The sequence below is a fragment of the Duncaniella sp. B8 genome, assembly GCF_005304985.1.
Lineage (GTDB): Bacteria > Bacteroidota > Bacteroidia > Bacteroidales > Muribaculaceae > Duncaniella > Duncaniella muris.
The window spans coordinates 3,094,883-3,121,098 of record NZ_CP040121.1 but is presented as its reverse complement, the minus strand read 5'-3'; the positions used below and the strand labels follow the sequence as shown (position 1 = coordinate 3,121,098).

General features: G+C 50.9%; 20 protein-coding genes and 1 pseudogene. 19 read left to right on the top strand and 2 right to left on the bottom strand.

Going from position 1 to position 26,216, the window contains the following annotated elements; translation table 11 throughout:
• Window positions 1-198 precede the first annotated feature (198 nt).
• From rplU to rbr (FDZ78_RS13325), 19 genes and pseudogenes are all read left to right on the top strand, one after another.
• Entirely contained in the window at window positions 199-519 is a 321-nt protein-coding gene (gene rplU / locus FDZ78_RS13410) for a 50S ribosomal protein L21 (protein ID WP_107031918.1), read from the top strand.
• Between the two features lie 22 nt (window positions 520-541).
• Entirely contained in the window at window positions 542-802 is a 261-nt protein-coding gene (gene rpmA / locus FDZ78_RS13405) for a 50S ribosomal protein L27 (protein ID WP_107031917.1), read from the top strand.
• 240 nt (window positions 803-1,042) lie between these two features.
• Window positions 1,043-1,576: an RNA methyltransferase gene (locus FDZ78_RS13400; protein ID WP_107031916.1), complete on the top strand. Its 534-nt coding sequence runs from the start codon at window positions 1,043-1,045 to the stop codon at window positions 1,574-1,576.
• A 246-nt stretch (window positions 1,577-1,822) separates the two neighbouring features.
• Entirely contained in the window at window positions 1,823-3,160 is a 1,338-nt protein-coding gene (locus FDZ78_RS13395; RefSeq protein WP_136408764.1) for a CotH kinase family protein, read from the top strand.
• 111 nt (window positions 3,161-3,271) lie between these two features.
• A complete protein-coding gene (gene clpP, locus FDZ78_RS13390) occupies window positions 3,272-3,958 on the top strand; it encodes an ATP-dependent Clp endopeptidase proteolytic subunit ClpP (protein ID WP_107031914.1) in 687 nt (228 codons plus the stop codon).
• Between the two features lie 22 nt (window positions 3,959-3,980).
• Entirely contained in the window at window positions 3,981-5,255 is a 1,275-nt protein-coding gene (gene clpX / locus FDZ78_RS13385; protein WP_107031913.1) for an ATP-dependent Clp protease ATP-binding subunit ClpX, read from the top strand.
• Between the two features lie 138 nt (window positions 5,256-5,393).
• Entirely contained in the window at window positions 5,394-7,568 is a 2,175-nt protein-coding gene (recQ, locus tag FDZ78_RS13380) for a DNA helicase RecQ (protein WP_123398625.1), read from the top strand.
• Between the two features lie 18 nt (window positions 7,569-7,586).
• Complete coding sequence (locus tag FDZ78_RS13375; RefSeq protein ID WP_136408763.1) at window positions 7,587-8,246, top strand: cell division ATP-binding protein FtsE; 660 nt, start codon at window positions 7,587-7,589, stop codon at window positions 8,244-8,246.
• A gap of 93 nt (window positions 8,247-8,339) precedes the next feature.
• Window positions 8,340-9,629 carry an NAD(P)/FAD-dependent oxidoreductase gene (locus FDZ78_RS13370; protein ID WP_136408762.1) on the top strand — a complete coding sequence of 430 codons (1,290 nt, stop codon included), beginning with the start codon at window positions 8,340-8,342 and terminating at the stop codon, window positions 9,627-9,629.
• 121 nt (window positions 9,630-9,750) lie between these two features.
• Window positions 9,751-11,538 carry an arginine--tRNA ligase gene (gene argS, locus FDZ78_RS13365; protein ID WP_136408761.1) on the top strand — a complete coding sequence of 596 codons (1,788 nt, stop codon included), beginning with the start codon at window positions 9,751-9,753 and terminating at the stop codon, window positions 11,536-11,538.
• 50 nt (window positions 11,539-11,588) lie between these two features.
• The gene (locus tag FDZ78_RS13360; RefSeq protein WP_107031909.1) at window positions 11,589-12,332 is read left to right on the top strand and encodes a Bax inhibitor-1/YccA family protein; all 744 of its coding nucleotides are present in this window, start codon (window positions 11,589-11,591) and stop codon (window positions 12,330-12,332) included.
• A 52-nt stretch (window positions 12,333-12,384) separates the two neighbouring features.
• Entirely contained in the window at window positions 12,385-13,587 is a 1,203-nt protein-coding gene (locus FDZ78_RS13355; protein WP_123398620.1) for a saccharopine dehydrogenase family protein, read from the top strand.
• A 163-nt stretch (window positions 13,588-13,750) separates the two neighbouring features.
• The gene (locus FDZ78_RS13350) at window positions 13,751-16,249 is read left to right on the top strand and encodes a hypothetical protein (protein WP_136408760.1); all 2,499 of its coding nucleotides are present in this window, start codon (window positions 13,751-13,753) and stop codon (window positions 16,247-16,249) included.
• Between the two features lie 169 nt (window positions 16,250-16,418).
• Complete coding sequence (gene uvrA, locus FDZ78_RS13345; RefSeq protein ID WP_136408759.1) at window positions 16,419-19,292, top strand: excinuclease ABC subunit UvrA; 2,874 nt, start codon at window positions 16,419-16,421, stop codon at window positions 19,290-19,292.
• Window positions 19,293-19,362: 70 nt separating this feature from the next.
• Window positions 19,363-20,433 carry a DUF2027 domain-containing protein gene (locus tag FDZ78_RS13340; protein WP_136408758.1) on the top strand — a complete coding sequence of 357 codons (1,071 nt, stop codon included), beginning with the start codon at window positions 19,363-19,365 and terminating at the stop codon, window positions 20,431-20,433.
• 32 nt (window positions 20,434-20,465) lie between these two features.
• Window positions 20,466-21,287 carry an EFR1 family ferrodoxin gene (locus FDZ78_RS13335; protein WP_136408757.1) on the top strand — a complete coding sequence of 274 codons (822 nt, stop codon included), beginning with the start codon at window positions 20,466-20,468 and terminating at the stop codon, window positions 21,285-21,287.
• Window positions 21,288-21,389: 102 nt separating this feature from the next.
• Window positions 21,390-21,971 carry a rubrerythrin gene (gene rbr, locus FDZ78_RS13330; RefSeq protein WP_123398616.1) on the top strand — a complete coding sequence of 194 codons (582 nt, stop codon included), beginning with the start codon at window positions 21,390-21,392 and terminating at the stop codon, window positions 21,969-21,971.
• A 222-nt stretch (window positions 21,972-22,193) separates the two neighbouring features.
• Window positions 22,194-22,646 (top strand): annotated as a pseudogene (locus FDZ78_RS14880) (flavin reductase family protein); the annotation flags it as partial.
• A gap of 6 nt (window positions 22,647-22,652) precedes the next feature.
• On the top strand, window positions 22,653-23,375 hold the full coding sequence (rbr, locus tag FDZ78_RS13325) for a rubrerythrin (protein ID WP_240740405.1): 723 nt from the start codon (window positions 22,653-22,655) through the stop codon (window positions 23,373-23,375).
• A 123-nt stretch (window positions 23,376-23,498) separates the two neighbouring features.
• Here rbr (FDZ78_RS13325) and FDZ78_RS13320 read toward each other — a convergent pair whose 3' ends face one another.
• Both FDZ78_RS13320 and FDZ78_RS13315 read right to left on the bottom strand, forming a co-directional pair.
• Window positions 23,499-24,443 (bottom strand): GDP-L-fucose synthase, encoded by a 945-nt coding sequence (locus FDZ78_RS13320; RefSeq protein ID WP_123398614.1) that lies wholly within the window; start codon window positions 24,441-24,443, stop codon window positions 23,499-23,501.
• A gap of 266 nt (window positions 24,444-24,709) precedes the next feature.
• Window positions 24,710-26,047, bottom strand: coding sequence for an NADP-specific glutamate dehydrogenase (locus FDZ78_RS13315; protein WP_123398613.1), 1,338 nt, complete (start codon window positions 26,045-26,047; stop codon window positions 24,710-24,712).
• Between the last annotated feature and the right edge of the window lie 169 nt (window positions 26,048-26,216).

Below are 26,216 nucleotides of genomic sequence, written 5' to 3'. Positions count from 1 at the left end.
GGCCAAACTATATATGAAGTTTTTTGAAGCTTTTTAACATAAATCCTAAAAAATATTTTCAACAAAATCATTATTTTCAAATTATTTTTCGTAACTTTGTGGCCGATTTAGCCGTAGCGGGCTCGATTAAGCAGCGATGCAAAAGACAACTCCAGCATCCTCGCCCGCCGGAATAACCTGTAACCCAATTAATAACAGATGTACGCTATCGTAGAAATCCAGGGACAGCAGTTCAAGGCAGAGCCTGAAAAGTTCCTGTATGTTCATTATCTCGGCGAAGCAGTCAAAGAAGGCGACAAGGTTGAATTCGACCGTGTTCTCCTCGCTCAGTCCGAAGACTCAGTTAAAGTTGGCGCTCCCATAGTGGACGGCGCAAAGGTTGTATGCGAGGTTCTCACCCCGCTCGTAAAAGGTGAAAAGGTCATCGTTTTCAAGAAGAAACGCCGCAAAGGCTATCGCCGCAAAAACGGTCACCGTCAGTGCTTCACCAAAGTGTTAATTAAAGAAGTTGTAGCTTAACCCACTAAAATCTCTAAAAGAAATGGCACATAAAAAAGGTGTTGGTAGTTCTAAGAACGGCCGTGAGTCAGAAAGCAAACGACTCGGAGTAAAGATTTTCGGTGGTCAGCATTGCAAAGCCGGCAACATCATCAAGCGTCAGCGTGGCACAGTTCACCACCCCGGCCTCAACGTAGGTATGGGCAAGGACCACACTCTTTTCGCTCTTATCGACGGTGTAGTTGTCTTCACTGAAGGCAAGGAAGGCCGCAAATTCATCAACGTCCAGCCGGCTGAAGCATAATAGCCTCAGTCAAGGACTGATTAAACACTGAAAAGACAGCCGGGCTGCAGATTGGAATCTGCAGCCCGGCTCTATTTTGAAGTCGGTTCGACAAATAAACCAACAACAGAGCGGCGCCTCCTTTGCCTCACATCTCGATTTTAAGGATGCTCATAGCGTAAAATTTCAGAAATTTATTTAACTTTGCTTCAAATGCGTAGACAATTCCGCGCATATAACCACCCCACCAAACCAGCACAAATGGAAAAGAAAAGCATCCGCGACCTCAACCGAGTAGACCTCGAACATTTTCGCCGTCAGCCCAAGATGACGCTCACGGTGGTCCTGGACAACGTAAGGAGCCTGAATAACATCGGTTCAATATTCCGCACATGCGATGCCTTCGCAGTGGAAACACTCATGCTCTGCGGCATCAGCGCCTGCCCGCCATCTCCCGAAATTCATAAAACCGCACTTGGAGCCGAAAACTCTGTAAACTGGCGATATTTCCATACAACAGAAGACTGCATCACACACCTACAACGTGAAGGCTATACCCTTTGCTGCCTCGAACAAGTCAAAGGAAGCATCGAACTTCAGGAATTTACGCCCCAGAAAGGACGCAGATACGCCCTCATTCTTGGCCACGAAGTTGAAGGCGTAGACCAAGCCGTGGTAAACCAATGCGATATATGCCTTGAAATACCACAGCGCGGCACCAAACACTCTCTCAACGTGTCAGTATCAGGAGGAATCGCCATATGGCACTTCTTCTCACATCTCAACACCCTTTGATTCATCTGCAACCTCAATCATCAACACTCTCATCAACTTAAATGAAATTCTCTCGCTCTCTTCCAATCGCTCTACTGCTCCTCTCCACAACCGAAGCCAACGCCCAGTTGCAAATCAACGAACTAATGCAATCAAACATTGACTGCATCATGGATGACCTCAACGAATTTCCTGACTCCTGGGTAGAACTATACAACTCAGGACAATCAGCCATAGACCTTCACGACTATAGCATCTGCAACAAAAATGACCCTACAAAAGAAATCAATCGAAATGCGCAACTCCGGCAACGACTTCGACTACACCTATTTCCGCGACGCTCTGATCCAGCGCGTAATGGGGACAAACTGCGATCTCGACTGGCAACCCTGGCTCCCGACAGCCTTTTTCATAAACGGAGAATATAAAGACATGCTCAACATCCGCTCCCGCACCAATGAAGACCACATCTACACCTTTTACAACGGCGAAGAAGACATAGACATGTTCGAAAACTGGGGCGAACTCAAAGAAGGGACATGGGACAACTTCAACAACTTTAAAAAATTCTTCAATGAAGACGGCCACACATTTGACGAATTCAACACTCTGATGGACTGCGGCGAATTCGCAAATCTAATGATAATGAACCTCTTCTATGACAACAAAGACTTCCCCGGCAACAATATAGTCAACTGGCGCCCGCGTTCCGAAGGAGGCCGCTGGAGATGGATCGCCAAAGACACCGATTTCGGCCTCGGCCTATACGATGCTCCATACAACTATAAAACCTTCAACTGGCTATATGACAATGATTTCGACCCCGACCGCGCATGGGCAAACAAACCGGAACACACACGCCTGTTCCGCGCCCTGATGGAAACCCCGGAGTTTCATGACATGTTCATAGACCGCTGCGCTGTGTACATGGGCGATTTCATGAACTACCGTGGCACCGTAAAGGAGCTCGACAAAATGTACTCCATGATCAAGACTGAATATCCCAATCATCGCAAGCTCTTCAACGAATGGTGGCCCAACCACTCACAGGAAGTACAGAAAATGCGCTCATGGATCGCCGCTCGCACACCATTCTTCTACACACACCTAAGCGAATACTTCCGGCTTGGAACCCCTCGCACCCTGACCATCGACGCCGGGCGCACCGACGACATCAAACTGACAATCAACGGGATCACGCTCAATAACCGCGATTTTGACGGAAAATTCTTTGCTGGGCGCCAGCTCCGGATAGAAGGAAACCACCAGGACAGCGAAATGACAGTGGACGGCTGGAAAGTCACCATAACCAAAGGCACCACACACACCACGGGCAGCTATAAAGACAAAACCCTCACCATCAACATGCCCAATGCCGACAAAATCGAAATTGAATCCATAGCAACTCAGAGCGCGATAGCAGACATTGACTTCGACCAACAGCCTAAAGCCCTTGATCCGTCAAAGCCATTCAAACTATATGACATTCAAGGACGTTTATTAGCAGAACCGGAATCAATCGGATCAGCGACAGGCTTCGAGCCGGGAATATACATAGCCCGTCAGGGATCAAAAACCCTGAAAATAATTCTGGGCCGCCAATAAACCCAAGACAGACAAAAGACAAAACAAATCAAATCGAAGCAATAATTTTGCAGAAAACAGATTTTTTCGTAACTTTACATTAACAAACTATTCGAAACAAGTTACACAACTATGAATAAGGATTTTAGAAATTTTGCAGTGCACCATCTCGGCATGAATGGGCTCGCGCTCGATCAATATGCCGCCTCGGCAGCTTCTCAAATCACCTCCTCCTATATCTCTCCGACCATCATTGAAGAACGCCAGCTCAATGTGGCACAAATGGATGTGTTCTCACGTCTGATGATGGATCGCATCATATTCCTCAGCACTGACGTAAACGACTATACAGCCACAGTAGTCCAGGGACAGCTTCTTTACCTTGACTCAGTAGATCCCGGAAAAGACATCTCAATCTACCTTAACTCACCAGGCGGATCAGTGATCGCAGGACTTGGCCTTTATGACACCATGCAACACATCAAGAGCGATGTCTCCACAATCTGCATCGGCATGGCAGCATCAATGGCGGCTGTACTTCTTGTTGCAGGAGCTCAAGGCAAGCGCATGGCCCTTCCGCATTCGCGCGTCATGATCCATCAGCCCCTCGGAGGTGTCCAGGGCCAGGCATCAGACATCGAAATCACCGCCCGCGAAATCCTCAAATACAAAGCCGAACTCTACAAGATCATCGCCGACCACTCCGGAATGCCGCTCGAACGCATCGAAGCTGACGCCGACCGCGACTACTGGATGACTGCCGACGAAGCCAAAGAATATGGCATGATAGACCGCGTCCTCCTCCCCGACCACAAATAAACCACCCCGCTATAGACACAGAATGGCAAAAAAAAACAACAACACCTCTGACAACGGAGTCAAATGCTCTTTTTGCGGCAAGGAACCATCCTACACCAACATTCTCGTGCCGAGTCCGTTTGGCGACACCTATATATGCAGCGAATGCGTTGACCAGATTGAGGGCCTCCTGAAAGATTATTACGAAGAGAATCCTTCTATCCGGCCCGACAAAGCGAAAGGGAAAAAATCCAAAGCCGCCATTGAGCCGGAGACAAAAGAACTTCCGACTCCGGCTGAAATACGCGCATTTCTCGATCAATATGTCATCGGGCAGGACGACGCCAAGAAATATCTCTCGGTAGCCGTCTACAATCATTACAAGCGTCTTGCGCAGGACAAAGACGATGTAGACATCGAGAAAAGCAACATCATCATGGTCGGACCCACAGGCACAGGCAAAACCTTGCTTGCCAAGACCATAGCCCGACAGCTTGACGTACCATTCGCCATTGTCGACGCCACGGTGCTGACCGAAGCCGGCTACGTCGGAGAAGACATCGAAAGCCTGCTCGTCAGACTGCTGCAAGCCGCCGATTATGATGTGGCAAAAGCAGAACGAGGCATAGTTTTCATTGACGAGATCGACAAAATCGCCCGCAAAGGCGACAACCCGTCAATCACTCGCGACGTGTCCGGCGAAGGTGTACAGCAAGGCCTCCTCAAACTACTTGAAGGCTCCGTAGTCAATGTACCGCCGAACGGAGGCCGCAAACACCCTGAGCAAAAGATGATTGCCGTCGATACTAAAAACATCCTATTCATCTGCGGAGGAGCATTTGACGGTATCGAACGAAAAATAGCCCACCGCCTGAACACCCATGTGGTAGGCTTCACCGGAGGATCGACACGCTCGAAAATCAACTCTGACAATTATCTGCAATACATTGCCCCCCAGGACCTCAAGTCATTCGGTCTGATCCCCGAAATCATCGGACGTCTGCCGGTACTTGTCCATCTCGATCCGCTTGACCGCGAAGCACTTCTCAGAGTACTCACAGAGCCTAAAAACGCCATCACCAAGCAGTATGAAAAACTGTTTGCCATGGACGGAGTCAAACTCATCTTCGCACCTGAGACACTTGAATTCATTGTCGACAAGGCAATCGAATACAAGCTTGGCGCACGTGGTCTGCGCACAATCGTAGAGACAATCATGATCGATCCGATGTATGAAACCCCCTCTACCGACATTAAAGAACTGGTTATCGACCGCGCCTTCGCCGAAGAGAAAATCCAAAAAGCCTACATCGGCTAAAAGGACGTATCGGATACACCGGTCTCCACCAATCATAAACTTTATCACCTCTTCCCGGCTTCCCGGCACAGCCGGGAAGTTCTCCCCTCAGTTCTCTCACATTTCATACTCACTCCTCCCCAACCTGAACGGAATCCCATGAATCAACGACTTCACGAAGCACTTAAAGAGCATTTCGGATTTGACACATTCAAAGGCAACCAGGAAGCCATAATGACAAGTCTCCTTGAAGGCAACGACGTTTTCGTCCTCATGCCTACCGGAGGAGGCAAATCGCTCTGCTACCAGCTGCCGGCCCTTATGATGGAAGGCACAGCCATAGTGATCTCTCCACTGATAGCCCTGATGAAAAATCAGGTTGATGCAATGCGCAACTTCAGTTCGGCCGACACTGTGGCCCACTTCCTAAACTCCTCGCTCAACCGCGCAGCGATTGACCTTGTGAAATCCGACATTACTGCCGGACGCACAAAACTGCTCTATGTGGCACCGGAGTCGCTGACCAAAGAAGAGAACATCGAATTTCTGAAGACTGTGCCGATTTCATTCTACGCAGTCGACGAGGCACACTGCATTTCCGAATGGGGTCACGACTTCCGCCCGGAATATCGACGCATCCGCCCGATCATCAACGAGATCAACGTCCGCCCGATGATCGCACTGACTGCCACCGCAACCCCAAAGGTTCAGCATGACATCCAGAAAAACCTCGGAATGCAGAATGCCAAAGTGTTCAAATCGTCGTTCAACCGATCGAACCTCTATTATGAGGTCAGGCCAAAGACCAACAACATTGACAAAGACATTATAAAATTCATCAAAAACAACCCCGGCAAATCAGGCATCATCTATTGCCTGAGCCGCAAGAAGGTTGAGGAACTCGCCGAGATGCTCGCAGTGAACGACATCAAGGCACTCCCCTATCACGCCGGAATGGACGGTGCGACCCGAAGCGCCAATCAGGACGCGTTTCTGATGGAAAAAGTCGATGTCATAGTCGCCACGATCGCATTCGGAATGGGTATTGACAAACCAGATGTGAGATTTGTTATTCATTATGACATGCCCAAGTCGCTCGAAGGCTACTATCAGGAAACCGGCCGCGCCGGCCGTGACGGAGGAGAAGGCCAATGCATAACCTTCTATGCCGCCAAAGACCTGCAGAAGATGGAAAAATTCATGCAGGGCAAGCCATTGGCCGAACAGGAAATCGGCCGCCAGCTCCTGCTGGAAACCCAGAGCTACGCTGAGGCAAGCAGTTGCCGTCGTCGCTCACTGCTCTTCTATTTCGGAGAGGAGTTCACGGTCGACAACTGCCAGAACTGCGACAATTGCATTAATCCAAAGAAAAAAGTGGAAGCGAAAGACGATTTATGTGCAGTGCTCGAAACCGTAATAGCACTGAAAGAAAAATTCAAAGCCGATCATGTCACCGATGTGCTCCTCGGCCACACTACTGCTGATGTCACATCATATCAGCACGACCAGCTCGACGTGTTCGGCTGCGAGCAAGGAGCTGATGAAAAACTTATTAGCGCCGTGATCCGTCAGGCAATCCTGGCCGGATATCTCGACCGCGACATAGAGAACTACGGACTTCTCCGCATCACCCCGAAAGGCAAAAAATTCCTTTCGAAACCCGAATCATTCAAAGTGATCGAAGACTCTGATTTCAGCGAAGACGCCGAACCGGAAATGATCAAAAGCGGAGCGTCATTTGCCGCCGATGACGAACTTTACAGCATCTTGAAAGACCTGCGCAAGAAAATTGCCAAGCAACTCGGGCTGCCCCCATATGTGATTTTCCAGGATCCGTCGCTCGAAGCAATGGCCACCACCTACCCGATTTCACTCGAAGAACTTCAGAACATTCCCGGCGTAGGCGCAGGTAAAGCAAAACGCTATGGCGCCGACTTCGTGAAGGTAATCAAGCGCCATGTCGAAGACAATGAGATCGAACGTCCGGAAGACCTGCGTGTACGTAGCGTTCCGAGCCGCAACTCGACCAAACTCTTCATCATCCAGTCAATCGACCGCAAAATACCTCTGCCTGAAATAGCCAGAGCCAAAGGCCTTGAATTCAACGAACTGCTTGACAGAATTGAAGTAATAGTCTACTCAGGCACAAAAATCAATATCTCCTATTATATAAATGATATAATGGACGAGGATTCGCAGGAAGAACTGTTTGACTTCTTTAAGGAATGCCAGACAGATGACCTCAACGAAGCCTACAAAGAATTCGGTGAAGACTATACAGAAGACGAGATCCGCCTCATGCGCATCAAATTCCTCTCTGAAATGGGCAACTGATTTTCAATACCGCAAACAATGAATAAGGTCATCGACTATCGCGACGTAGAACTCCACCGCCAAGATCTTATCGCGCTCCGCCACGTCAATCTGTCAGTGGGCGAAGGTGAATTCGTCTATCTGATAGGCAAAGTGGGCAGCGGCAAATCCAGCCTGCTGAAATCTCTCTATGCCGACATTCCAATAGCCGGAGGCGAAGCCCGTGTTCTTGATTACGACCTGAACACCATACGCCGTCGCGACATTCCCTTTCTGCGCCGTCAGATAGGCATCGTCTTTCAGGACTTCCAGTTGCTGACCGACCGCAGCGCCTATGCCAATCTTAAATTTGTGCTTGAGGCCACCGGCTGGAAAGACAAATCTGATATCGAAGCCCGCATTGAAGAGGTGCTGAGAGGTGTCGGGATGCTCAACAAGAGTTATAAGAATCCTCATGAGCTGTCAGGAGGCGAGCAGCAGCGCATAGTCATAGCCCGCGCCCTCCTCAACCATCCGCGCATAATTCTCGCGGATGAACCTACAGGCAATCTCGACCCGGCCACAGGCGAAGCCATTGTCAGCCGTCTTCACGATATAGCCCGTCAGGGAACTACCGTGATAATGGCCACACACAATCTCAGTTTCGTCGATCAATTCCCCGGACGAGTCATCAAGTGCGAGAACCACACCATCTCATAGTAGGGCACCTCTCTCTGATTCAAAACTTAAAACCCGCAAAAATGTTATAACAGTGTCAACGTTCATGTTACACTGTTATATTTTTTTGCCTGAATGAATTCATCAAAGACCCGCATAGTAGTGCTCGGCGGAGGTTTTGCCGGGCTGAATTTTGTAAAACACATCGACAAAGACAAATTTGACATCACCCTTGTCGACCACCACAACTATCACTCCTTCCCGCCGCTTTTCTATCAGGTGGCCTCGTCTGAAATTGACCCGTCGAGCATCAGCTTCCCTTTCAGACGCGAACTCGTCAAAAAAGCATCCGGAAGAGTGAAATTTCACATGGAAAGTGCCCGAAGCGTAGACGTCAGCCGGCATTGCGTCATCACTGACCACGGATCAATCCCATATGACAAGCTTGTCATTGCATTCGGCACCACAAACAACTTCTTCGGCAATGACGCCCTTAAAGACGAGGTCTACACACTGAAATCCAACGACCAGGCAATCCGCATACGTAATGAAATCCTCTACCGCTGCGAACGCGCTTCGATAGAACCTGACCGCGAAAAACGCCGGCGCATGCTGACATTCGTTGTCATAGGAGGCGGGCCTGCCGGAGTAGAGATGGCTGGAGCCATCGGAGAACTTAAACGCTACATACTCAGACGCGACTACCCCGACATTCCGCCGGAAGACATGACCGTCAGCCTGTATGAAGGGCGCAACAAACTTCTGGCCTCCATGAGCGCCGAGTCGTCAGAAACAGCACTCAAAGATCTGAAATCGTTACTGGTGGATATCCACTTAGGCCGACAGATGAAAAGCTATGCCGACAACCTGCTCACCTTTGACGATGGATCGACCCTATACTCCGAAATGGTCATCTGGACTGCAGGAGTCACCGGGCGTCCGCTCGAATTCGAAGGCACGGATTTCCGGCAGGGACGCGGCGGGCGCTTTCCCACCGACCGTTTCTGCCGTGTGACCGGCCTTGATGATATATTCGCCATCGGCGATGTCAACCTCATGACCACCGAAGAATATCCCGCAGGACTCCCGCAGCTTGCCCAGTTGGCCATACAGCAAGGCCGCTTCCTCGCCCGCAGCCTCAACTCCGGAAAATGGAACCGGGAATTTTCTTACAACGACAAAGGATCAATGGCCACCATCGGCCGAAACCGTGCGGTTGTCGACATGCGCAGACTCCATCTCGACGGCTTCATCGCCTGGCTTGCATGGATGTTCATCCACCTCATCTCACTCATGGGGATGCGCAACAAAATCAGCGTGCTCGTCAGCTGGTTCTGGGCTTATTTCAGCTACAACACAGCCCTCCGACTGCTTCTTGCAGGTTCAAAATACCCTAAACGTGGCCGTATGTGGGACAAAGGTTAGGATATATCGTATTTTTATTGTAATTTTGTATATTCAGAGAGTGTTCGGTCTCATCGCAGACACGCACTCGCGACTTGTTAAAAATTATCAATTCAAAACCGACAAAATTATCACAATAAAAATGTCGATCGATAGTATCATAGCTTTGGCCGTCAGCAACGCGGTCAAAAATCTGTATGGCGTTGAAACTCCCGCCGAAAACATCGTGCCTCAAGCCACCCGAAAAGAATTCGAGGGCAATATCACCGTTGTCGTTTTCCCCTGGGTGAAAGCCGCCCGCAAATCGCCTGAAGCGGTAGGTATGGAAATCGGCGAATGGCTTCAGGCCAACGAACCTGCGGTCGAGAAGTTCAACGTGGTCAAAGGCTTCCTTAACATAACCGTTGCACCGCAGTTCTGGAATTCAGTGCTCGGACACATAGCCGGCACCACTGACTTCGGACTTACAGCTGCTGATGAAAGCTCGCCTCTTGTAATGGTAGAGTACTCATCGCCAAACACAAACAAGCCTCTCCATCTTGGCCACGTACGCAACAACCTGCTTGGATTCAGCCTTGCCGAAATCCTGAAAGCCTGCGGCAACCGCGTCATAAAGACCAACATTGTCAATGACCGCGGCATCCACATCTGCAAATCCATGCTCGCATGGAAAAAGTGGGGCGAAGGTGCCACTCCGGAATCCACCGGCAAGAAAGGCGACCATCTTATAGGTGACTTCTATGTACTCTTTGACAAGCACTACAAAGCCGAGCTCAAGGAACTTGAAGAGAAAGGCATGAGCAAAGAAGAAGCCGAAGCAGCATCTCCGCTCATGAAAGAAGCCCGCGAAATGCTCGTGAAATGGGAAAACAAAGATCCTGAAATCCGTTCGCTTTGGGAAATGATGAACTCCTGGGTCTACGCCGGATTCGATGAGACCTACAAGCGCATGGGTGTCAACTTCGACAAAATCTATTATGAGAGCGAAACATACCTCGAAGGCAAGGAGAAAGTTCTCGAAGGCCTCGAAGCAGGTAAAATGTACCGCAAGGAAGACGGCTCTGTATGGGCCGATCTTACCGGTGAAGGACTCGACCACAAACTGCTTCTCCGCAGTGACGGCACTTCTGTCTACATGACCCAGGACATCGGCACCGCCAAACTGCGTTACCGCGACTATCCCATTGACAAGATGATCTACGTTGTAGGCAACGAGCAGAACTATCACTTCCAGGTGCTCTCAATCCTTCTCGACCGTCTCGGCTTCAAGTGGGGCAAAGACCTCGTACACTTCTCTTACGGCATGGTCGAACTGCCTGAAGGCAAGATGAAATCACGCGAAGGCACAGTAGTCGATGCCGACGACCTTATGGACGACATGGTCTCCACCGCCCGCACCGTATCAGCCGAGCTCGGCAAACTCGACGGCCTCAGCCCGGAAGAGATCGACAGCATTTCGGAAACCGTAGGCCTCGGAGCACTGAAATACTTCCTTCTCAAGGTAGACCCGCGCAAAAATATGACCTTCAACCCCAAAGAGTCAATTGACTTCAACGGCAACACCGGCCCCTTCATCCAATACACCTACGCACGCATCTGCTCTGTGCTCCGCAAAGCCGCTGACGAAGGCATGGCCATCGGCGACTACTCGGCAGTAGTACCTGGCGAAAAAGAAATAGCCCTTATCCAGGCCCTCGCCGACTTCCCCGCCACAGTCCAGGCCGCAGGCCAGACCTACAGTCCGGCACTGATCGCCAACTATGTCTATGACCTTGTCAAGAGCTACAACCAGTTCTATCACGACTGCTCCATCCTCAAGGAAACAGACAGCGCTGTGCGCTCGCTGCGTCTTGAACTCAGCCGCCAGACCGCCCGCGTCATCAAGTCAGGCATGAACCTCCTTGGCATCAACGTACCTGAACGTATGTAAGTCAAATTTGTTTTATAAATAAAAACGATAACCAACTCCTATTAACTGATATGAATTACAACCAGCAGACACCTCCCCCCTACTTCGGCGGAGGCGACAATTACAACAGCTACCACAACTCTCAGCAGCAGGCCGTCCAGACAACTTCGTCAGTAATGAAGCGCGTCTATTTCAAAATGTTCCTCGGACTGCTTGTGACTGCGTTCGTCTCTCTTTTCTGCGCTACCTCATCCGCCTATCTCAGCTTTATGTCTGGCCACCGCATCTTCTTCTGGGGCCTTCTGATCGCAGAAGTAGGCATCGTGATATATCTCTCGACCCGTCTGACCCGCATCTCGTCGGCAACGGCCAACCTGCTTTTCTATGTCTTTGCCGCGATCAACGGCCTGGCTCTTGCCCCGATCTTCTTGGTCTATACCATGACATCAATTGCCAAGACATTCTTCATCTGCGCCGGAACCTTCGGAGCCATGAGTGTCTATGGCTATTTTACCACCAAAGATCTCACAAGCTGGGGCAACTTCCTGATGTACGCACTTATGGGTCTGATCATCGCTTCTTTGGTCAATATTTTCACCAGAAGCACCCAGCTTGACTGGATAATCTCCATCGCAGGCGTCCTGATCTTCATCGGTCTCACTGCATGGGACACTCAGAAAATCAAGCGTATGGCTCTCACAACGCCTCCGGCCTATATCAGCCATCTCGCCACCATCGGCGCACTGAGTCTCTATCTCGACTTCATCAACCTCTTCCTCTATCTGCTCCGCTTCTTCGGAAGCCAGCGCGACTGATAGCGTGTAAACAGACTCTTATCACTGAAATCATATACCTTAATATACAATAATGGCAAAAGTCGTAATCATCGGAGCCGGCGGTGTCGGAACCGTCGTGGCTCACAAGTGTGCCCAGCACCCCGAAGTTTTCACAGAAATAGTCATCGCTTCCCGCACCCGCAGCAAGTGTGACGCCATTGTAGAGGCCATCGGAAAGCCCAACATCAGCTCAGACGTTGTCGATGCCGACAGCGTCCCCCAGCTTGTGGAGCTTTTCAACCGCCACAAACCCGAACTCGTCATCAACGTGGCCCTTCCCTATCAGGACCTCACCATCATGGATGCCTGTCTCATCTGCGGAGTCAACTATCTTGACACCGCCAACTATGAGCCCAAGGACGTGGCACATTTCGAATATTCATGGCAGTGGGCCTACAAACAGCGCTTCGAAGAAGCCGGTCTTACCGCAATCCTCGGCTGCGGATTCGACCCAGGTGTGTCCGGCGTATTCACAGCCTACGCCGCAAAACACTACTTCTCTGACATGCAGTATCTCGACATTGTCGACTGCAACGGCGGTGATCACGGCAAAGCTTTCGCCACAAACTTCAACCCCGAAATCAACATCCGTGAGATCACTCAGAACGGCCGCTACTATCAGGACGGCAAATGGGTGACCACCGGCCCGCTTGAAATCCACAAGACACTCACCTATCCCAACATCGGAGAGCGCGAAAGCTATCTTCTCTACCACGAAGAGCTCGAATCGCTCGTCAAGAACTATCCCTCAATCAAGCGTGCGCGCTTCTGGATGACATTCGGTCAGGAATATCTCACACACCTCCGTGTGATTCAGAACATCGGCATGGCCCGCATCGACGAAGTAGACTACAACGGACAGAAGATCGTGCCCCTGCAGTTCCTCAAAGCCGTCCTCCCCAACCCACAGGATCTCGGCGAGAACTACCACGGCGAAACCTCGATCGGCTGCCGCATCGAAGGTCTTGACAAGGAAGGCAAGCATCTCACCTATTACATCTGGAACAACTGCTCTCACGAAGCCGCTTACAAGGAAACCGGCATGCAGGCTGTCAGCTACACAACCGGCGTTCCCGCAATGGTCGGCGCAATGATGTTCCTCACAGGGAAATGGGTAAAACCGGGTGTCAACAACGTTGAAGAGTTCGATCCCGATCCATTCCTCGCAGAACTTGCCAAAGACGGTCTTCCCTGGAACGAGGAATTCAACCTCAACCTTGAAGTAAACGAATAATCAAGCCTGTCAAGACCTGAACCTGCATCATAAACCCCGGACACCGGCGAAAAACCAACGTTTATCACCCTGTCCGGGGTTTACAATTTCATAGTCCTCTCCCGCAGCGTCGTCATGAGATGACACAATCGCCACTCCATCACTACCGAAAATCCAATCCGCCATGCTTAAACATCTGCTGCTCGCAGGCACCATCGTAACCGCTCCGTCAATTCATGGCCGCCCCAATGACGGATATACTCTCGACCCCGCCACACAGACAGTCACCGCAGACCGACACGCCTTCCGTTTAGGCCCCGGCACTTTTCTGCTGACAGCCGAAACCGGCGCAACTTCATCGCCCTACATTTTTACCGATGCACTCAAAGCTCTTGAAGCCATCAGCAAAAACTCATCCGGCAACGCAACGCTGCTTGTGACTCCGGGAGTTTACTGGCTTGATGACCCCGATGACCCTGCCGTCAGACGCAATCCCAAAAACTCCGGAGCCATTCCTTATGCCGCAGAAATCAGTTGTGACACACTTTCACTCATAGGACTCTCAGAAGATCCGGCCGACATTGTCTTCGCGGTAAACCGTGGCCAGACCCAGGGCGCTCTCGGCAACTACACCATGCTCCATTTCAAAGGCCTCTGTCTGACAGCCGAAAACATAACTTTCGGCAACTACTGCAACGTTGATCTCATCTACCCGCGCAATCCTTCGCTTAACCGGCCGAAACGCCGCGATCCCATCGTCCAGGCCCAGGTCGGAATATGCGAGAACACCGACCGGCTCTTTGCGCGCAACTGCCGCTTCATCAGCCGCCTCAATCTCTGCCCTCTATCCGGAGCACGGCGCTCACTCTACAAAGACTGTTACTTCGAGTGCACCGACGATGCCCTCTCAGGCTCAGCTGTCTACCTCGACTGCCGTTTCACATTTTTCAGCGGTAAACCTTTCTACTCCACCGCTTCCACAGGAGCCATATTTCTCAACTGCGACATCCACACCAAAGTCCGTGGCTCACAATATCTCACCAAAGTACCCGGCATGGTGTCAATGATCGACACCCGCTGGACTTCAGACTCGCCCGTAGACATTCAGTGGACACGTGACAGCTCACCCGTCCGCTGCTATCAGAGCGGCATCACACTCAACGGCACAGCAATCACAATTGACGCCAGACGTCCAGAACTCAGCGCTGACATCAGTGACACTCCGCTCCTACGCGCCTACAAAATCTCATCAGGCGGAAAAACCGTCTACAACATTCTGAATCTGCTCGGCGGCACCGACGGCTGGGACCCTCTCGACCAGTCAGAATCTATGGCAGAACTTGAAAAAGCACTGTCAGCCACCCTTACAGGACTACCCGTGGCTTTAAAAATCGAGACCCCGTCTAAAAAGCTTTCGGCTCAAGGTGACAGCATGCTTCTCAAACCATCATTGCGTCTGTGGGGCGACTATCCGGCCCCGGCATCAGCATCCGGCCTGACCTGGAATGCACCGACAACACTGCGCCTCTCCGCATCTGCCAACTCAACCGCAATTGTCAGCGCCAACAGCTTCCCGCGCGAGATGATCTGTGAAATTTCTGCGGTCTCTCCATACGGCCTGACAGGCGCGACATCCGTAACAGTCGATGCATGGCTCAAAACTGCACCGCAGTTCACCTCGACACCGGTTATCACCGCTGACAAGAACACACTGAAACTCGACTACAGCCTCTCAGGCAACAGTCGTGACGACAGCCATATCATCTGGTACAGGTCAACACGTCCCGACCATTCCGACAGTGTGGCCGTTCGTCACGGACGCGGCCTAAGCGCCCGCTCCTACCCGCTGACATGTGCAGACAGAGGCTTCTATATCTCAGCCTCCGTGATGCCGAAAAACGCCGACTCGGAAGAAGGCCACGCTATGGTAGCCTCAATGTCAGCACCGGTCAACACCATCATGCTCCGCTCACTGCAGAAAAGCGAAAAATCAATCGTCACCTCCTTCGCCGAGGTCCCCATCCGAAAAGGCACTCCGGGGCGGCAGGGCTTTTGGCACTTCGACACATTCAAACCTTCTGACACAGCTATTCACGACTGGACTCCTGACGGATCAGCAGGCTGGTATTACGGCCAAGCCACAGATGCTGCAACCGGAACCGGACTCGTGCAGTCAACCAAAGGCGCGCGCCTGTTCTACACCCCGGTGCGTGAAAAATGCCGCAACATGCGTGTCAGCCTCATCGCAGAACCATGCAAAGGTCCAGGGCAGGGATTCGGCAGTGCCACCGGGCAATATATGGACATCTGCATCAAATTCGACCCTGTCTCTCTGACCGGCTACGCCCTGCGCATCGAACGGACGCCAGACTTTGACAAAGCCGTGACATTCACTCTCGTGCGATATTCCAGCGGCGCTGTCAGCCCGATAAGCAAAGCCGTAGCCACAAGCTGCTACCGCAATCCATGTACCATTGTAGTCGAACTGTGCGGAGACCGCCTGACAGCACTGGCCCGCACTGGAGCTCCGGCTGCGGAAGCAGCCGATCCGGCCATAAAACCAGATGTGAGCCTTTCAGCCACTGTGTCTCCGACCGACGGCACATCGCTTGCCATCCAGCACACCGGCTCGGCAGGTGCATCGGCCACCCTGCTGCGCGACCTTGAAGTAAACTGGGACTGACACAGGATTTCAAACCGGACCACATTTCACTTGGGAACACCACGATGAATTTGCAAAATTTATTATCGCGGCGTTCCCAAGTGAATTTTTGTTAGAATCAATCTCCGCAATCGGAATTTAAGGAAAAATTTGGTACCTTTGTATGTTACATTCGAACGAATCTGAAAAAATGCAGAACGAACAAAATATAAAAGTATTAGGCGCCAAAGTCAACAACCTCAAGGACGTTGACGTAGAGATTCCCCGCGGAAAGCTCGTTGTGATTACGGGTGTTTCGGGATCCGGGAAATCATCTCTCGCCTTTGACACCTTATATGCGGAAGGCCAGCGGCGCTACGTGGAAAGCCTCAGCAGCTACGCCCGTCAGTTCATGGGCAAAATGCCCAAGCCGGAATGCAAAGCAATACTCGGACTCCCGCCGGCCATCGCCATTGAGCAAAAAGTCAACACCCGCAACCCGCGAAGCACTGTCGGGACATCGACAGAGATCTATGACTACCTGAGGCTTCTCTTCGGGCGTGTAGGTCATACATTCTCCCCCATCAGCAGTGAAGAAGTCAGAAAGCACACTATTGACGATGTGGTCAGATTCGCCATGACCTATCCCGAAGGCTCCCGCATGGCCATAACCGCACCGGTCACTCTGCCTGAAGGCCGCAAATTCGCCTCGCAGCTTGACGTATATCTGAAAGCCGGCTATTCGCGTCTGATGCGTGGCGGCGAATTCATTGACATTGACGAACTGCTGACTGAAGTCCGCGCCGCCGGTGATGGTGCAGACTACAACCCGGCCGACTATCAGCTGCTCGTAGACCGCCTTGCGGTCTCCTCGGAGGCTGACGAACAGAGTCGTCTGCGCGACTCTGTGGAAAGCGCGTTTTTTGAAGGACGCGACCGATTGAAATTGCAGATCTGGGCTGATGACGGAATCGTGGCCAAGGATTTTTCCCGCGTGTTCGAGGCCGACGGCATGACATTTGAAGTTCCCACTGACATGATGTTCAACTTCAATAACCCTGTCGGAGCCTGCCCAACATGCGAAGGATTCGGCAAAGTTATGGGAATCGACGAACGCCTTGTCATCCCCAACAACACACTCTCCATCTATGACAACGCCGTGGCCTGCTGGCGCGGCGACAAGATGAGCGAATGGAAGAAAGTTTTCATCAGTGATTCCGCCCAATTCGGATTCCCTATCCACAAGCCTTATCTTGATCTCTCGCAAGAAGAAAAAGATTTGCTGTGGCACGGACCTACTGACCGCCAGCTTTCGCAGCCGGGCATAAAACTCACATATGGTGACTTCCCCTCCATAGACCGTTTCTTCAGGATGGTCGACGAAAATCTTTATAAGATACAATACCGCGTCATGAAAGCCCGCTATCAGGGCAAGACCGTATGCCCCGCCTGTCACGGCTCCCGCTTGAAAAAGACAGCATCGTATGTCAAAGTCGGAGGAGCCACCATCGGGGAACTCGTTTCAATGCCTGTCAGCCGTCTGATAGAATTTTTCAGAAACCTCCAGCTTGATGCCACTGACGCAGCCATAGCCGAACGTCTTCTCAAGGAGATCAATAACCGCATCTCCTATCTGGAAGAAGTCGGACTCGGCTATCTGACGCTCGACCGACTGTCGTCAACCCTCTCCGGCGGCGAAAGCCAGCGCATCAATCTCGCCACATCGCTCGGCAGCAGCCTTGTGGGCTCGCTCTATATTCTTGACGAACCGTCAATCGGACTCCATTCCCGTGACACCGAACGCCTGATCACCGTGCTGAAAAAACTCCGCGATCTCGGCAATACGGTCGTTGTAGTTGAACACGATGAAGAAATCATGCGCGCCGCCGACTATCTTATTGATGTCGGCCCGGATGCCGGACGTCTCGGAGGCCAAATCATCTATCAGGGCAACCCGGCCGAACTTGTGCCGTCGCAAGCCAAAGAGGATAGTCCACTGAGCTATACCGCGCGCTATCTGACAGGCACACTGTCAATCCCCGTGCCGAAACAGAGACGCAAGTGGCGTGATTCGCTCGAAGTCATCGGTGCCAAAGAGCACAATCTGAAAGACATTGACGTAAAATTTCCTCTCGGAGTCATGACGGTGGTCACCGGAGTCAGCGGCTCAGGCAAATCCACTCTTGTCCGCGACATCCTTTTCCGGGCTCTCAACCGTCATCTCGGAAACACCGGAGATGCGCCCGGAACCTTCCGCAAACTGCAGGGAGATCTCTCACGCATCAAAAACGTAGAGTTTGTCGACCAAAATCCGATCGGCAAGTCATCCCGCTCGAATCCGGCTACCTACCTCAAAGCATTTGACGAGATACGCAAACTTTTCGCTTCCACCCAGGGAGCGAAACAGATGGGCTACTCTGCGTCAGACTTTTCATTCAACTCTGACGGAGGCCGCTGCGAAGAGTGCAAGGGTGACGGATATATCACCATCGAGATGCAGTTCATGGCCGATATCACCATTCCCTGCGAATCGTGCCACGGAAAGCGCTACCAGAAAGAAATTCTCGAAATTGAATATCGCGGCAAGAATATCTATGACATTCTTGAGATGACTATCAATCAGGCTGTGGAATTCTTCGGAGAAGAAGCCGGAGCACAGGAAAAACGCATTATCAAGCGTCTAAAACCTCTCCAGGATGTTGGCCTCGGATATATCAAGATCGGTCAGAATTCCTCGTCTCTATCAGGCGGTGAAAATCAGAGAGTGAAACTGGCATCTTTTTTCGCAGAGGAAAAACCGGAGCCTACCATGTACATATTTGACGAACCGACAACCGGACTTCACTTCCATGACATAGCCACTCTCATGAAGTCTTTTGACCGCCTTATATCTATGGGTCACACGATTCTGATAATCGAACATAACATGGATGTCATCAAGTGTGCCGACCATGTCATTGACATAGGCCCTGAAGGAGGCGATGCCGGAGGCAACCTTGTGGCAGCCGGCACTCCCGAACAGATCGCCGCAAATCCGGCTTCATACACCGGTCATTTTCTGAAAGAGAAACTGCAGGGAGTCTGAATGCAGACACTCCTGCCTTGTGCATCTCTGAAATATTATAATCATTAACTCTTCAACAGACAGCAATATTATGGCAAAAATAGGTGACCGTGTCCGCTTCCTCAACTCAGTGGGTGGCGGCATCATCAAAAAAATAGAAGGAAACATCGCATATGTCGATGACAACGGCTTTGAAACCCCCACTCTTCTGCGCGAATGCGTGGTGGTGGCCGAAGCCGCGACTACAGAAAAGAAAATAGCTCTGACCCAGGATGCCGTCAAACCGGCCGCTCCGCAGTCCCAGCCGCAAAAGGCGGCTCAGAAACCGGAGGAGACTCCGGCTATTGAGGAGACTCCGGAAGGTGAGAAACTCAATGTGGTGCTCGCATACGAACCTGCCGACATAAAACATCTCAACTCCACCACATTTGATGTCTATCTTGTCAACGACTCCAACTATTATCTCTACTTCACATATCTCACACGCGCTGATGAATCCACCGGCTGGACCACCCGCTATGCCGGAATCGTCGAACCTAACATCCAGGTGTTCCTTGAAGAGATCTCCGGAGCCGACCTCCCTTCGATAGACCGCATCGCTGTACAGATGATAGCCTTCAAGTCTGACAAGGAATTTAAGATGAAGGCCCCTGTAGCCGTAGAGACGGCCCTTGACACCACGAAATTTTTCAAGCTCCACTGTTTCCGCAGCAATGTGTATTTTGACAAAGATGTAATCGCTGTAGACATCGTGACCAATGATATTCCACGCAAACGCATGGTGATCGACTCTTCACGTATTGAAGAAGGGATCAAAGCCAAGAATGCCGTTGATCGTCCCGCCCGCAAGCCTGTACAGAAAAAGAGTTCCGACAAACGGGCTGAGATAATTGAAGTAGACCTTCATATATCTGAGCTTGTCGACACCACGGCCGGCCTGTCAGCTGCCGAAATCCTGAATCTTCAGATCGACGAATTCCGCAAGGTGATGGATGCAAACCTGAAACACAAGGGTCAGAAAATAGTCTTTATCCACGGTAAAGGCGAAGGCGTGCTCCGCGCGGCTCTCATGAAGGAACTTAACCACCGCTACAAAGGTCATACCGTACAGGATGCCTCATTTCGTGAATACGGTTTCGGAGCCACTCAGGTAACCATCTGACACAACCTCAAATCCATAACATCCGTTTACCCATGATTCTATGGTTTTCAGGCACAGGCAATTCCCGGTATGTAGCGGAAATGCTTGCAGCCGAACTGGGCCAGTCGTTGCGCAGGCTCACTCCGGATCTCCGCAACGGCAGCCTGACACCGGCGCCGCATGACGATACCGTCATATGGGTCTGCCCCGTCTATTCCTGGGGCCTGCCACCCTATGTCCGCGCAATCATTAAAAACGTAGACCTTGGATCAGCACCGTTAATACACCATCTGGTGCTGACCTGCGGTGATGATTGCGGTCTGACAGCCGAGATGTGGCGCAGCGATCTTGCAAAACGTGGCTGGCTGTCAGGACTGGCTTTTTCAGTCACGATGCCTAACAATTACGTCTGCATGAGCGGATTTGATGTCGATACGGCAGAACTCGCACAGCACAAACTGTCGGCCGCATCACTGCGCATCAGAGAAATCGCGCGCTCGATCGCAGATTTCCGGGCAGGCTCCGGAGACTGCCCAAATGAGCTGGCTGACGTGGTCCGCGGTCGCTTTGCATGGATCAAAACCAGAATAATCTATCCCTGGTTTGTCCGCCATGCCATGTCGCCGAAACCATTCCGCTACACACGCGAATGTATTTCGTGCGGCAAGTGCGCAGCCATCTGCCCTCTGCGCAACATCACCATGAGCGAGCCTTCAGGCAAATCGACAGACAGCAGTGAGCGCAGGCGCAAACGGCCGGTATGGGGTACAGACTGCGCCTTTTGTCTCGCCTGCTACCATGTGTGTCCACGCCATGCCGTAATGTGTGGCGACAAGACCGGCACCAAAGGCCAATACATGAATCCGCAGTCATGACAAGGTGAGGATTCCGGTCAGATGAACCAAATCCGGCATATGAGTGTTTATATATTAGACTGATCCAAATCAGCAGATATTAACGCTTATATATTCAGATCTATGGATAAAAAATCTATAAAAGGTACAAAGACCGAACACAACCTTCTCGCGTCATTCGCCGGTGAAAGCCAGGCCCGTTCACGCTACACACTTTTCGCAAAGAAAGCCCGTGAAGAAGGCTACGAACAGATTGCCCGCATCTTCCTGATCACTGCCGAGCAGGAACTCAGCCATGCCGAGCTATTCTTCTCACGCCTTGAAGGCGGTGTGGTGACAATCAATGCCGGTTATCCCGCGGGCATGGTGGCCGACACAATGACCAACCTCCGCGAGGCTGCTGCCGGCGAACGCGAGGAATGGAGCGACCTCTACTCTTCATTTGCCTCTACAGCTGAAGAAGAAGGCTTCAAGGACATCGCAGCTCTCTTCAAGATGGTGGCTAAAGTCGAAATCGAACACGAACAGCGCTATCTCCGCCTTCTCGAACGCCTCACCAACGGTCAGGAATTTTCAGGCGAAGAAGAGGAAGAATGGCAGTGTATGCACTGCGGTTATGTCCACAAAGGCAAATCGGCGCCCAAACGCTGTCCGGTATGCGGCAAAGAGCAAGGCTACTTTGAGCGCAAAGCCGAAAACTATTGATCATACGAGCTTTATACACTTCTCCAATCCAAATAGCCAAGGACTGTATCGGCGTTCTATCCCGATACAGCCCTCTTTTTATATTCAAACTCATGCTGACTTACAGGGAGGAGGTCAATATGAAAGTTATCCGAGAAGCGGAGCAAACAAACATAGGAGCGGGCATGTTATAAATTCAGAAACGCTTAACGCGATTTCCTATTTTTGAAAATTTCTATAACTATGGAAAATCCTTTGTTTAAGATTCCTTATGGTCTCTATATCGTCACCGTGAATGCTGACGGACGAGACAACGGTTGCATCTCCAATACTTTTGAGCAAGTGACATGCACACCGGCCCAGGCTTCTGTGTGTCTCAACAAAAGCTCCCTGACATGCGAGATGATTGAAAAGGCCGGAGCTTTCACTGTGTCTGTAATCAGCGAAAACGCAGATTTCAGTCTGTTTGAGCGTTTCGGCTTCAAGTCGGGCCGCGAGGTAGACAAGTTTAAAGATTTCGCCGACGTAAAGCGCCTTGACAATGGCACTTTGGCGGTGACATGCGGCACCAACTCATATTTCAGCGTGAAAGTCGCGCAAAAGATTGATCTCGGCACCCACATGATGTTCATAGGCGAAGTGACCGAAATGGCGGTGCTTGACGATGTGGCATCAGCCACATATAATTATTATCAGGAGCACATTAAACCACAGCCCGCACAGCCGTCAGCTGCCGGATCGGCCCATACGGTTTGGCGATGCAAGGTCTGCGGCTACGAATATGTCGGTGACGAGATTCCGGCTGATTTTATCTGTCCGATCTGCAAGCATCCGGCATCTGACTTTGAGAAAGTCACCATCACCGACAATGTGGCTGACAATCCTACAAACCCGTATTCCGGCACAAAGACTGAGAAGAATCTTCAGGAAGCTTTCGCCGGCGAAAGCATGGCACGCAACAAGTACACCTACTTCGCTTCAGTTGCACGCAAAAACGGATTCGAGCAGATCGCCGCGATTTTCGAACATACTGCAGCCAACGAGAAAGAACACGCCAAACTGTGGTGCAAGGCTCTCGGCGGTGTCAGTCAGGACACGGCCGTAAACCTGCAGCATGCAGCCGAGGGTGAAAACTATGAATGGACCGACATGTATGACCGTTTTGCAAAAGATGCCGATGCCGAAGGATTTCATGATCTTGCAAAACAGTTCCGCGGAGTGGCAGCCATAGAGAAGACCCATGAGGAGCGTTACCGCAAACTGCTGGAAAACGTAGAGGCTCACGAAGTATTCCGCAAGAGCGGTGTGACAGTCTGGGAATGCCGAAACTGCGGACACATCTGCATCGGTACCGAAGCTCCGGAAGTCTGCCCTGTCTGCTTCCACCAGCAGAGCTACTTCGAGGTGAGAGCTGAAAATTATTGACCCTCTCTTCGGCTACAAAGTCAGCCTAAATCGGCTGGCAACAACGTATTTCCCTAAAACAACAATCGTGAATCAGCCGCGGCTGATTCACAATTGTTGTTTTATAGGTTGTCTGACAAAAATTTAACGTTCTGCACGCATCGGATTCGAGAGGAAGTCCTCGTAAGCGAGACGGATGCCGTCAGGCAGCTCAGTTGAATAAGTCCAGCCAAGAGCGGCGGCTTTCGACACATCAAGCAGCTTACGCGGAGTACCATTGGGTTTTGTGGTGTCCCAGACAATGCGGCCGGTATAGCCCACGGTCTTTGCAACCAGCTCCGACAGTTCTTTTATTGACAGCTCCTTGCCACTGCCGGCATTGACGGTCTCGTTGCCAGAATAGTTGTTCATCAGGAACACACACAGGTTGGCAAGATCATCTACATAAAGGAACTCGCGCAACGGCGATCCGTCGCCCCAGCACACTACCTCTTCCAAACCGGCCTCTTTTGCCTCATGGAAACGGCGGATCAAAGCCGGGAGCACGTGTGAATGGGTAGGATGATAGTTGTCATTGGGCCCGTAGAGGTTGGTAGGCATGACAGAGATATAGTCAGTTCCGTACTGGCGGTTGAGATATTCGCAATATTTGAGACCGGAAATCTTGGCAAGTGCATAAGCCTCGTTGGTCTGTTCGAGCGAAGATGTCAGCAGGCAGCTTTCGGGCATAGGCTGCGGAGCAAGACGGGGATAGATGCACGATGATCCAAGGAATTCGAGTTTCTTGACACCATTGCGCCAGGCTGCGTGGATCACGTTCATCTCCAGCATCATATTGTCATACATAAAATCAGCGAGCGCAGACTGATTGGCTTCTATGCCACCGACTTTAGCGGCTGCAAGAAACACATAGTCAGGCTTTTCAGCCGCAAAAAATTTATTGACGGCCTGCTGGTTGATCAGGTCGAGCTGCGAGTGCGTACGTGTGATGATATTGTTGTATCCCTGACGTTTCAGCTCACGGACAATAGCCGAACCTACCATGCCGCGATGGCCTGCTACATAAATCTTTGAATCCTTTTCCACAATTAAAATCTATTTATGTGTTGTTACCTATTATTAAGATATGAGTGTTTAAGTTGAAAATCAGCTGATAGCCAGCACATTCAGCACAAAACACGATCGAGGCTGCCATGCCTCCGGAAATTCAACGCAAAATAACAAAAATTTATTCTATCCGGCAAATAATCAGCCAGTGAAAATCAAAAATCCCCCTGCCCGGATTGCGGGCAGAGGGGCTGAAATCGTTTTTATGTCTGCTTCTTGTGGCTTAACAGTTGTTATGAAACACCCTCTTAGAGCACACCCTGAGCCATCATAGCACGAGCCACTTTCATGAAACCGGCCACGTTGGCACCACGGACATAGTTGATGTAGCCGTCTTCCTCAGTGCCATATTTCACACACTGCTTGTGGATTTCGGTCATGATATCCTGAAGTTTGCGGTCGACTTCTTCGGCGCTCCATGAGAGTTTCTGTGAGTTCTGGGCCATTTCGAGTCCTGAAACAGATACACCGCCTGCGTTTGCAGCCTTGCCGGGAGCATAGAGGATGCGGGCTTTCTGGAATTCACGGATCGCATCGGGGGTGGAGGGCATGTTTGCACCTTCGCTGACAGCGATACAGCCGTTTGCGATGAGAGCGTGGGCATCGTCACCGTCAATTTCGTTCTGAGTGGCAGAAGGCATGGCGATGTCGCAGGCCACGTGCTGCCAAGGGCGTTCGCCTTCAAAATACTGGCATTCGTATTCCTCGGCAAACTCGCGGATTCGTCCGCGATAGATATTCTTGAGTTTGAAGATATAGTCAAGCTGTTCCTGAGAGAGGCCGTCGGGCACGTAGATTGAGCCATCGCTATCACTCATTGAAACCACTTTGGCTCCGAGCGAGAGAAGTTTTTCAGCTGTATAAGTGGCTACATTGCCGGAACCGGAGATTGCCACGCGCTTGCCTTCGATGCTGAGGCCACGGGTCTTGAGCATCTCAAGGAGGAAGTAGACGTTACCATAGCCTGTAGCTTCCGGGCGGATGAGCGAACCACCGAATTCATAGCCCTTGCCGGTGAAAGTACCGGTGAACTCGCGGGCCATCTTCTTATATTCGCCGAACATATAGCCTACCTCACGTCCGCCAACACCGATATCACCGGCGGGCACATCAGTGTCAGGACCGATCTGACGCCACAGTTCCTGGATGAAAGCCTGGCAGAAGCGCATCACTTCCATGTCGCTCTTGCCACGGGGCGAAAAATCGCTGCCGCCTTTGGCACCACCCATAGCGAGAGTGGTCAGAGAGTTTTTGAAAGTCTGTTCGAATGCAAGGAATTTGAGAATCGAGAGGTTGACCGAAGAGTGGAAACGGATGCCTCCTTTGTAAGGACCGATCGCATTGTTGTGCTGAACGCGATAGCCCATGTTATTGTGAACCTTGCCCTTGTCATCGACCCATGATACGCGGAATGCGAAAATACGATCAGGAATGCAAAGGCGCTCAATAAGATTGTAGCGTTCGAATTCAGGATTTTCATTATAGACATCTTCAATCGAGGTCAATACCTCTTCCACTGCCTGGATGTATTCCGGCTCATTGGGGAAACGACGCTTCAGATCGTCAATTACGCTTAGTGCATTCATACCTAATATGGAAAATATATTATTGGAATTTATTATCTATAACACTTCTTTCACGACAAAATGAAAGATTAAATTTCTTTTTCGCTACAAAGTTACACATATTTCATCATTTTCCAAAACTTTTGCTATAAATAACAACGGCTTGTCAATTTTTATATTTTTCGTCCAT